12 protein-coding genes are annotated in these 9,636 nt (G+C 56.8%); 4 read left to right on the top strand and 8 right to left on the bottom strand.

Annotation, left to right across the window (positions count from 1 at the left end; genetic code table 11):
• Nucleotides 1-170: 170 nt before the first annotated feature.
• Nucleotides 171-455, top strand: coding sequence for a DUF7674 family protein (locus WCA10_RS14850; protein ID WP_472823316.1), 285 nt, complete (start codon nt 171-173; stop codon nt 453-455).
• Between the two features lie 250 nt (nt 456-705).
• Here WCA10_RS14850 and WCA10_RS14855 read toward each other — a convergent pair whose 3' ends face one another.
• The 3 genes from WCA10_RS14855 to WCA10_RS14865 all read right to left on the bottom strand — a co-directional run bounded on the left by WCA10_RS14855 (nt 706) and on the right by WCA10_RS14865 (nt 4,888).
• Nucleotides 706-1,479 carry an SH3 domain-containing protein gene (locus WCA10_RS14855; protein ID WP_472823317.1) on the bottom strand — a complete coding sequence of 258 codons (774 nt, stop codon included), beginning with the start codon at nt 1,477-1,479 and terminating at the stop codon, nt 706-708.
• 370 nt (nt 1,480-1,849) lie between these two features.
• Nucleotides 1,850-4,540 (bottom strand): protein kinase domain-containing protein, encoded by a 2,691-nt coding sequence (locus WCA10_RS14860; RefSeq protein ID WP_472823318.1) that lies wholly within the window; start codon nt 4,538-4,540, stop codon nt 1,850-1,852.
• Nucleotides 4,541-4,762: 222 nt separating this feature from the next.
• Nucleotides 4,763-4,888 (bottom strand): hypothetical protein, encoded by a 126-nt coding sequence (locus tag WCA10_RS14865; protein ID WP_472823319.1) that lies wholly within the window; start codon nt 4,886-4,888, stop codon nt 4,763-4,765.
• Between the two features lie 413 nt (nt 4,889-5,301).
• On the opposite strand from WCA10_RS14865, the gene WCA10_RS14870 reads away from it, so the two are divergent.
• Complete coding sequence (locus WCA10_RS14870; protein WP_472823320.1) at nt 5,302-5,796, top strand: hypothetical protein; 495 nt, start codon at nt 5,302-5,304, stop codon at nt 5,794-5,796.
• 157 nt (nt 5,797-5,953) lie between these two features.
• Complete coding sequence (locus WCA10_RS14875) at nt 5,954-6,169, top strand: hypothetical protein (RefSeq protein WP_472823321.1); 216 nt, start codon at nt 5,954-5,956, stop codon at nt 6,167-6,169.
• Between the two features lie 67 nt (nt 6,170-6,236).
• Here the strand turns inward: WCA10_RS14875 and WCA10_RS14880 are convergent, their stop codons facing one another.
• The 5 genes from WCA10_RS14880 to WCA10_RS14900 form a co-directional block, all read right to left on the bottom strand.
• Nucleotides 6,237-6,395, bottom strand: coding sequence for a hypothetical protein (locus WCA10_RS14880; protein WP_472823322.1), 159 nt, complete (start codon nt 6,393-6,395; stop codon nt 6,237-6,239).
• 113 nt (nt 6,396-6,508) lie between these two features.
• Complete coding sequence (locus WCA10_RS14885) at nt 6,509-6,748, bottom strand: DUF6429 family protein (RefSeq protein ID WP_472823323.1); 240 nt, start codon at nt 6,746-6,748, stop codon at nt 6,509-6,511.
• A 59-nt stretch (nt 6,749-6,807) separates the two neighbouring features.
• Nucleotides 6,808-7,395 (bottom strand): tyrosine-type recombinase/integrase, encoded by a 588-nt coding sequence (locus WCA10_RS14890; RefSeq protein WP_472823324.1) that lies wholly within the window; start codon nt 7,393-7,395, stop codon nt 6,808-6,810.
• The gene (locus WCA10_RS14895) at nt 7,374-7,760 is read right to left on the bottom strand and encodes a hypothetical protein (protein ID WP_472823325.1); all 387 of its coding nucleotides are present in this window, start codon (nt 7,758-7,760) and stop codon (nt 7,374-7,376) included. The genes WCA10_RS14890 and WCA10_RS14895 overlap by 22 nt, the downstream gene beginning before the upstream one ends.
• Before the next feature lie 175 nt (nt 7,761-7,935).
• A complete protein-coding gene (locus WCA10_RS14900; RefSeq protein ID WP_472823326.1) occupies nt 7,936-8,772 on the bottom strand; it encodes a hypothetical protein in 837 nt (278 codons plus the stop codon).
• Nucleotides 8,773-9,043: 271 nt separating this feature from the next.
• Here WCA10_RS14900 and WCA10_RS14905 point away from each other — a divergent pair, with 271 nt between their 5' ends.
• The gene (locus tag WCA10_RS14905; protein WP_472823327.1) at nt 9,044-9,505 is read left to right on the top strand and encodes a hypothetical protein; all 462 of its coding nucleotides are present in this window, start codon (nt 9,044-9,046) and stop codon (nt 9,503-9,505) included.
• Nucleotides 9,506-9,636 lie beyond the last annotated feature (131 nt).

A 9,636-nucleotide genomic window follows, 5' to 3' on the forward strand; every position in this document is an offset into this window, starting at 1 on the left:
CCACAAGCCGGACTGCCTCCTGCTTGAACTCAAGCGTGTACCTGCCCCGCTTCCCATTCCTCATCGTCGTTTTCCCTTTCGCTATTAAAGCTGTTCGCTAAGGGGTACGTTTTGCGGGGGCAAGGTCACTTTACCAGTCTCAATTGGCATACCTAGCGGATGAAGAACCGTTGCCCTACGTCGTTTTCGGCGACATTCTAGTGCCATCCATGGAAGCCGCTTTGAACAGTGGCGACACCAGCATGATCAGTGCGCTCTGCGAATACCTCGAAGATACGGCTGCAAGCGAAGACACGCGCCTTGAGAACTTGCTCGGCGTTGAAGTCGGCGAATGGCTTGGATTTGCGGCGAATGCAGATCAACTCTCGCCTTTTATGGGCGAGAAGACAAAACAAATATGCGGCTACGTGCCGGGTCTGGCAGCACAACGAAGAGCACTGAAGGGGCTACGGTAGAGCGCGGCGATTTGATAGCGTGAGGCTTTAGATGCAGGGTGTCTTCTTTGCATCGGTGGGCACTTAATTGAGCCGAACGAGCAGAATACTCAGCAGTCGCCATGATTGGGGTGCAACACGAACGCCGACGGCTGCAAACGCTGGTTAGCTGGCTCGCCTAGCTGCTTGCAAGACGGCGGGCGGAGAGTCCTTTGTTTTCATTATGACGGCTTCTCACGAAGCTCTATGAGCCCGCGCGAGCTTCGATTCGTCACTGCACCTTGATGCTCGACACCGGATGGATCTCATTCCATTTCGCGTGATTCTTTTCCGTGACAAACGTCCCGGTGATGGCGACGTGCGTACCTACCGGGGGAATCGTCGTGTGGTCAATGAAACCGGCGCAGGACGGCTTCGCGTCGGCCTGCGTAACGTTGTAGTGACACACGATCTCAAATACGAGATTCCCGCCTTCGTCTGATGTATTCCCGGCGTTGATCAAAGTCGCAAACGGTGGGTCGAGCTGCAACCACCCGTGCGTGTCGCCGTCGCCTTCATGCCGGACGCCGTCCGGCTGATGGTGCGATTGCGAGGCCGTCGCATCGACGATCGTGCCGGTCACCGTCAGACAATCCTGTCTCACGAGCAGGCGGGTCGGGTGGTACACGTGCTGCCAGCGGCCGTCGCCGCAACCAGCCATGCTCGACGATCCCGGCACCCCTGGCCCGAGCGCGATGGTGGTCGTACCTGTCGGCGGCGTGGCGGGAGTCGTGGACACTTTGACGTTCCGCCCGTACACGTATCCCTCTTCGCCCGCGCTCGTTCGCACGTGGTAATAGCCGTCTTGAAGATCCGGTTCAAGCAACGTCAGCGGAGGCTCCGCTGGCGTGAGCAGACGAATGGCCGGTTCCACCGTGGACTGTTCGGGGCGAAGATTGACGTTGCGGGTCACTGTCGCGGTCTGACCGAATGCAGCCGTCGTCCACAGCAGTACGGCGACCGGGGCAAGAACCAGGCACAGTATTCGCTGGGCAGCGAAGGGCATAATTCTTCTCCTGCACGCTTGAACCGGTTCATCGTAGACAGTCCGACCGATACCGAGCCGAGACGCCTTCAATGCGTTCTTGGGGATCACGCCAGCGTTGCCTCAGAGAATCGTACCAGATCCTCAGGGCCCGTTACCCAACGCTCACTTTGGCGATTCATTCCGCGTCCAACGGCCCGCTGCTCCTCGAACGCGACGCTGACGCGCACGTGCCGCCAAAGTATCTGTTCTCTGAGTTCCGGGTGGGTGGGCAATACAGAAATAACCCCCATTTTGCCGTTTCCGGGTTACTTCCCCATAGGTGGTTACTCGTCCGGAATGCCGGGGAGATGCCGTTATCCAGGCTCAACCCGCAAACAGTCTGTTAACTTTACTTGGGCTGGATCCCAGCGACTAACGCCTGGAATTCGCTTCGGCTGTGTAGCGGATCGAGATCCGGTTCGGTCTGTAGATTTACGCGGTCGCGGAAGCCGTTGGCAACGGCTGCGCGCAGGCTCTCCATCGCCTTAAGCAGGAATCCCTGCTTGAGCGACGCCTGACTGTCAGGGGCGCTTCGAGCGCACTGCGCGTAGCACCTGGCGATTTGCACGCGCAACTCATTGTCCAGGTTTGGCTCCGCGCCAAGCCGTCCGGCGATCGTAGAAGCCTTCTCGATCTGCCCGACGTGTGCGAGATCGATCATCAACTCCATGCGTCGCTTATCGTTTTGCGGATCCTGGTCGACGAGTTGCTGGCCAAGCTTGCTCGCCGCCTCAAACGACGCCAATGCCATTTTCTGCTTCCCTTCGCGGTCGCTGAGGTTTCCCAGGCGGTAGAGAGCCTCCGCCACGTTGCGAGTCAAGACGGCATTGCTGCGGTCGCCATCCCACAATTTCTCGCGAAGCCCTTTGCTTCGCTCCAGCCGCATTCGGGCTTCGGCGAGGCTCCCCGTTTTGAGCTTGAATTCGCCGATCTGATAGTTCACGTCGGCCAGCTCGGAACGGACCTGCTGGTCGTTGGGCTTTTCCGTGAACCTTCTCTCGCGCTGTCGCAGCGTCTGACGATAGTACTCTTCGGCTTGCGCTGGGTTACCCGACAGGAACGAAAGTTCAGCCAGGGCCATCGTCGAGTAACTCAGATCCTGCTTCAACTGTGCATCGTTCGGAAAAGCGCTCACGAGTTCCTGCCGAAGATCATAAGCCTTCTGGAAGCCATCGCGGGCGGCCTCAATATTCCCTAGACGGTAATCGTCGACGGCCACTCGCGTAGTCAGCTCGGCCACACCGGCTCGCACAATCTTTTTATCGAGAGGGAACGCGTTGGGGTGGGTATTCGGGTGATTATCAACATCCTCCCAGATTCTGAGCCCTTCCTGATTCTCGCTCAGCGCCGCCTTCATATTGCGGCTAAGTTCCTCGTCGAGCAATGCGCGCGCCGCATGGACGTTGGCGAGGTTCATCCGTGACGGGTCGCTGTTTTCTTTGATGATTACTCTCGCCTTGGCAATATCGAGGCACCGGTCGAGCATGACAGCGGCTTTGTCGGATTGCCCAAGTTGCCGGTAGATGTTTGCCAGGGACATGTCAATCGCCATCACTGTCGCTTCTTTGCTGGTGGACTTCTCGTAAACGGCAGCCACATCTTCGATGCGCCTCTGCGCGGTGTGGAGAAGTGCCATCTTGACTTCGGAAAGACCTGTAAAGGAGAGATTGGTTTGGACTTCATTGATGAGATCTTGAATGGTGTTGAGCGCCAGCGTCGCCTGTGTGGACGCGAGTTGGGCGTTCTTCTCGGCAGCTTCACGCGCAACCACTGCCGCATTCCGCTGGAAGACCGCCTCACGCCACTGCCACGCGATGCCGATCATGCCGCCTACAATCGCCGCGGCCAGTGCTCCCGCCAGGGCCGCAAGCGTCGGCCTCCGTTTACACCACATCCACGCACGCGCCGCCGCATTCACCGGCCGCGCTATGATGGGCTCTCCGTTCAGCCACCGTTCCAAATCGTCGGCAAGTTCTTTTGCCGATGCATAGCGGAGCCTGTGGTCTTTCTCAAGGCACTTTAGACAGATAACTTCCAGGTCCCGCGGAACTTTTTTATTGAGACTCGTCGGCGGCTCCGGAGGGCTCTGGCGGACTTTCTCCAGAGTTTCCAGCACGGAATCTCCCTGGAAGGGATCACGGCCCGTGATGGCCGCATAGAGAATTGCACCCAGCCCGTATACGTCCGACGCTGTCGTCACTTGGGCGCTCCTGCCTAGCGCTTGTTCGGGGGCCATGTAGGATGGTGTGCCCATAATCGCACCCGTAATCGTCAGGCCAGACTCCTCCTCAATGCGCTTCGCTAGCCCGAAGTCCGTGACGTGCGGATGTCCCTCGGCATCAATGAGGATGTTGGCGGGCTTCAAGTCCCGGTGTAACAGCCCTCTCTGGTGTGCATGGTGGATCGCTTCTGCGATCTCCGCCACAAGTTTTGCGGCATCGCCTGGCTTAAGTGGAGAGGACTTGATACGTTTGTCGAGCCCGGCACCGTCGATCAACTTCATGCTGAAGTACCGCTGATCCCCGTGAACGCCGACCTCGTAGATAGGCACAATTCCCGGATGGTCAAACAGCGCGACGGCTTCCGCCTCATTCTGGAACCGCCGAATCTGATCTTCGGTTGCTAGCTCACTGTTGCGGATCATTTTCAGGGCCACATCACGGTTCAGGCTGATCTGTCTGGCCTTGTAAACGACCCCCATTCCGCCCTGGCCCAACACGCTCAACAGTTCATAATCGCCAACATAGCGAAGACGCAGCCCCAGCGGCAGAGGCTCAACGGGCTTCTGCTCCTTCGCAGTACGATTATCTTTGTCAACGTGAGGGTGGGTCTGAGTTGGACCCTCAATGGTTGCGGCGGCGCTCAAGCTCTCAGTCAATTTCGCCAGTAACTCTCGCAGCTCAGGGTTCAATTCTGGATACTTTTCAACCCAATCGCCGCCCATCAGTACCTGGCCGCCCGCAATGCTCTTTTCAATCTCCTTGCGAACTTCCTCCAGTTTTCGCGCCCGCTCCATGCCCGGGTTCCCCAAATTCCCCATGTATCCCCCACCTATCCTTCCCTGAGACGAATGTCACTTCGTCATTCGCATTAAGCGTGGAACAAGTTGATAACAAGGGAAGTGCGGCACGATCATTTCACACGAGTGCGGGGACTGCAATCCGAAATCGAGCACTGTTTCCCAGAAGCTAACGCGCATTGGCTTCGCTTCGTTTTTATTCGATATCTGTACGAGTCGGTTCGCAGCAGGCCCGGAACCACACTAGTTGCCAAACTTCGCGGCAACTACCCCAATGATCAATCCACCAATCGCTCCCGAAACCAGAATCGGAACCATTGCTTTCGTAATGATGGCGTCGGGCAGGCTCAATAGAATTCCGAGGAGCAATCCGACAATCCAGCCCGGCCAAGGGAGCTTTACGTTACAGATCACAAATCCAAGGCCAAAGCGTGCAATGAACGCGCCAAGAAGGGCAGCTCGCTTGTCGGGAAAACTGAGAGGAGCATCATCGCGGAATCGAGACCGCCGAAGACTAGGCCGCAAATTAAGCCAAGATAGATTCTTGACATCGGTCGTTTCTCCCTGTTGTGTCGCTAAGCGGAGATTCTAGCAGGAGAAACGCACCAAACGGCCACACACCGGCTCGAGCCTCATCGGGAGTCGTGAGCGTATCAGGGCAAACAGGACATGACCCAATTTTGGATTACTTCCGGTTGGACGGTGACACGACCGAAAGGAGCCTCTACAAGAATCCACCGATCATTGTGGGTTGTAAGATTTTCCTTTCGGGAGGATTCTCAATGACGTTCCGGTATTTCGGGCTTTTGTTCTGCACAGTCTTAGGCACATCAGCCGCGCAGGTTGTGCAGAATGCTCCAAAAGCACCAGACGTGCAAGTTCTCTTGGCTCTCCGCTCGTCCTCAGTTTGCCTCAGAACTCCGGAACTCATAGCGGATCTAGTTCTGGTGAACAAAGAAGCTGTTCCCCGCCAATTCGACCTGAATGACCTGAACGTGATTTCCGCATTCTCGGCAATGATCGACACTTCGACAATGCAGTATCGCAATGAAGGGTTAAGTGTCATGGGTGACAGGATGGGACCAAAGCTACACCCAACGATGGCGACCTTGACGCCTGGGGGAGCTTTCACGAAAACTCTCAGTTTTTCACTGAAGAACGAGTTCTTCGATAAGGCTGGGTTCTATTTACTGATGCCTTCAATATCAATTGGCAAGATAGAGCGACCATCAAATCCTTCGACCGGAATTATCTTCGAGATTCGCGACTGCGACTGAGGCCATCGACGGCCACCGCTCAGCAGCCAAGCCAGTCTTATGTACCGCAGCTGCCTCTCCGGTCGGATAGTGGACATTCCGGACATAACCCATTTTCGAGTTCTGTCCGGATCGGCGGTGATCGGCCCGGAACAAACGAAAAACCTACAATGGCGGAGTGAGCAAGCGAGAATTGGGATTTCTGCTAATCGGCTTTGGCGTTGGCCTTCTGTTTGCGGCGGCAGCAATGATCGAGTTCGTCCTTTGGTTTCATCACATGTTCGTCATGGGGTTTGCTTGGCGTCCCGGTTCAATCCTGCTCGCGCTGCCGTTCGCGCTAATAGCCGTCGGGATCGCGCTCTCACGACGCGCACCTCGCTCAGCGGGATCGTAGGGGAAGAGCAGACGGTCATTTGCTCGGAATGCCACTTGATGCCGAGATGTGCGTTTCGGTAGTGGGTCTACTTTGACTCTTTCCGCGTTCCAATTACTACCCATATCAACAGAGCGTAGGCAGCGGTGGAGATGACAAACAGCCACCACGGATGAAGCACAACCGGAAACAGAAAAAGCAGAGCAACCAGCACCCAGAAACGCCATCCTGTTGGCCAACTATCCATTCCGGCACCTCTCATTTGAGATTACCCGCAGCGAACCGGCCTTGTTGGTGGTTGGTGGCCAATCCGTCAATTACCCGTTTTAACAACTACGGGACGCAAACCTTGCCCGCGACTTAGCGATTCAATGAAAAATGCTTTGTGAACAGCTCTTTCGAGCGCTTCAGACCTTCTTCACTCAACAAGACCGATTTGGCTTCGCTCTTGGGGTCAGAAATGAAGCCCCTTGCGTGAAGCCGCTCCATCGTTTCCCAGTTCTGCCCTTTCCAGGTTCGTACCCCAACGGGATCTTTGAAACTGGTCAGCCAAAGAAGTGCGAGAGTGATCTCATCGACTTTTTCCTGGTCGTACTCCATCGGTTCGCCTCCGGCTTCAATGAAATAGTACTACCGGTCGCGATCGGGAATATCACCGCTCAGGGACGAGGCTCAATTCCGATTCGATCATTGACCGCCGACTGAATCCGCTGCTTGCAACCCAGGTAGCGTTCCGTCGTCTGGATGGAAACATGACCGAGAAGGAACTGGATCTGTTCCAACTCTCCTCCCGCGGAGTGACAGAGGCGAGCGCAGGTGCGGCGCAGATCGTGCGGAGCCAGCTTTTGCAATCCGATCCGTTTCGACGAATCCTTCACGATGTGCCAGACAGCTTTCTCGGTCATACCTTCGCCCAGGACCCGGCCCATCTTCGTCACTCGACGGAAGATCTTTCCTCGGTCGATCCCTGCGGCGTTCAACCAGACGCGCAGCTCTTCCATTACCCAGCCGGGTACGGGAACCGTGCGGACGTGTCCTGCCTTGCCCTTCAAGTCGACAATTGCCCAATGTTCCTCCCGTTGTTCCAGATGTTCGAGTCTGAGGCCGGCGGCTTCGTGGCGGCGAAGACCGCAGGCGAGCAACAGCGCAAGAAGAGCCCGATCTCGCTTACCCTTGAGCTTGTTGCCGTCCGGGGCTCGCCAGAGCGCGATGCTCTGCTCAACGGTTAGCCAGTTGCCCAGGCGCATACCCAGATTCCTGACTCCCTTGACGCGCGAATTCCGGCGGCCAGATCGGAACTCAGCAGACCGGAGTCGGCAGCCTCATAGGCGAGGCGCCGAACAGCACCCAAGCGCAAATTGACAGTGCCGGGAGCGAGCTGGCGGGCCTCAAGGTAGCTGCGATAGCGGAGAACCACCGTTCTGTCCAAGGCTAGCCGGGGTTCCGAGCAATACCAATCGACGAACTCGTCGATGGCGTGGCCATATCCGCGTTGACCGTCGACACTGGTCAAGCTGTTCAATACTGCCGATTTTGAGAATTCAAGATCCGGCAAACGGAGTCGGGTTTTGGGGTGCTTACGCTGCAGTGGCGAACGCGACTTATGCTTCATCGACCTCTGGCCTCCTCGCCACAGGCCGATCATGCTCCTTTTATAGGGTTAGTTCCGGATTGGCCACCACCCGACCGGAACCTTAACGGACCGCTGTTCGGTCCAATTTCTGGCCGGGCCGCACCCACCGGTTCAGTTCGCCAGTACTGTTCGCTGTAGCCGGTGGTTGGGCCGCTCAGTCAAACTTGCGGGACTCTCTTGTCCGCCACAGCAGAACGGCGCCCAACAAAAAGGGCATCAGCCATGGAACCGCCGGTATGCCGGCAATGACACCCGGTCTCGTGTACCACGGCGCGGTATTCGCGGAGATCTCTGGATACGCGAGGCCCCGCACGATGATCAGCAGCACGAGAACTGCGGCCATGGAGGCGTAGGCGGTTGCTGCGCCGCGGCCAAGAAGGCGGACTCGTGCCATTCCTGTTGCTAAGGCGGCCGTGGTCACGTAGGTCATGAGGCACGCGACGAACTCGATCGCGCTGTAAAAGTCTACGATTATTGCGGGCGGAGATGTCCGGTTCCCGTGCAACGCCAACGCCGATTGCGCGAGGCTGAGGTTGAGGCAAATCAAATAGGCGGCTCCGGCGGTCAGGGCCGTCGCGAGCCCAAGAGTCGAGCAGACGCGCTCGCCGGCCTCGTTCAACACGTCCTTCGTGACCACGAATCCAGTTGTGACGAGAATCGAGTTCCATACCAGCACAATAAAACGCATGTAGTTCTCTGAAAGCGTGGCCTGAAATGGCGGTCCGATCCCAACCCAGAGGAGCGAGATGATGGCCGTCGGAGCGATCAGTAAAATCCCTGCCAGCGCCTGTTTCCCCCGCCCTGCCTCTTTCAAGTCCACCTTGCGAGGACCAGCGAGCCAGGTTGCGATGACGACAGCCGCGAAGAGCACGACACCAAGGCTCCGAGAGAACCCGGCGGTGCGAAGCGGACGCGCGCTGGCGAACGCACCAGCGACAAAGGGGAACGCGCAAAGGAAGATAAACGCTGTGCGGCGGACGCTTTGAGTCATCGAAGCCTCCTACGAATCAAGCTGCTGTCGGGCCACGACTATTGGATTAGACTGCTGATGCCGAATCATACACGCGACTGCCGGCCTCTGTCGGCCGTGACGCTGGAGGCCTCCATGAACTTGTTCTCCGGGCAAGTCACCGCCCATCCAGAAATTACTCTTCGGGCAACACCTAGATCGTCATGTTGTCACAGATATAACTTCCGCATTGTCCACGATCCAACCGGAATTAGCCATTGCCATAAAATGGTCCGAATGACTGAGGAAATTCATGAACACTCCTGAGAGCATGAAAGCCGAGCTTGCCGCTTGGAACAACGGCGCTGGAATCGACCTCGAAAGTTGGATCGGCTGCGAAGGAAGATTCTCACTCGCCGTTGGCTACGCATCTATCTTCTGGCCGACGTTCACCTTGATTGAGGGCTATATCTTGCCGCAAGGAGTTTCTGAAGGTTCTCTCCGTAGCTGGGAACAGGGTGGGAGGAGCAGACAATCGATCGAGTGGGTTATGAACCACGTTCACATCGCTGACATTCACTATGGCCGCGAGGACATCTCTATCGACAAACTGCTCGTCATTGGTAACGTGCTAAAGGAAATATACGAGGCGAAGCTCCACTGGCAGTTCCCGGACCGTCCGTGTTCGGTTGAACTCTTCATTCCAGACGATCCCGATGATCTGACAGGCTATCAGCTCTCCTTTTGGCAAAAGTCCCACGAAACTCCCGAGTGACCGCCTAACCGGAATGTATGGTCCGCCGCCGTTTTGCAAGCGAAAAGTGAGGATGACAGAATTGGTCTGCGCGAATGTATCCGGCCTTTGTTGGAGTAGCGAACTCCTGGCCTGAATGGGATGCGCTGCGC

Source organism: Occallatibacter sp., from assembly GCF_049582745.1.
In the GTDB taxonomy this organism is placed as follows: domain Bacteria; phylum Acidobacteriota; class Terriglobia; order Terriglobales; family Acidobacteriaceae; genus Telmatobacter.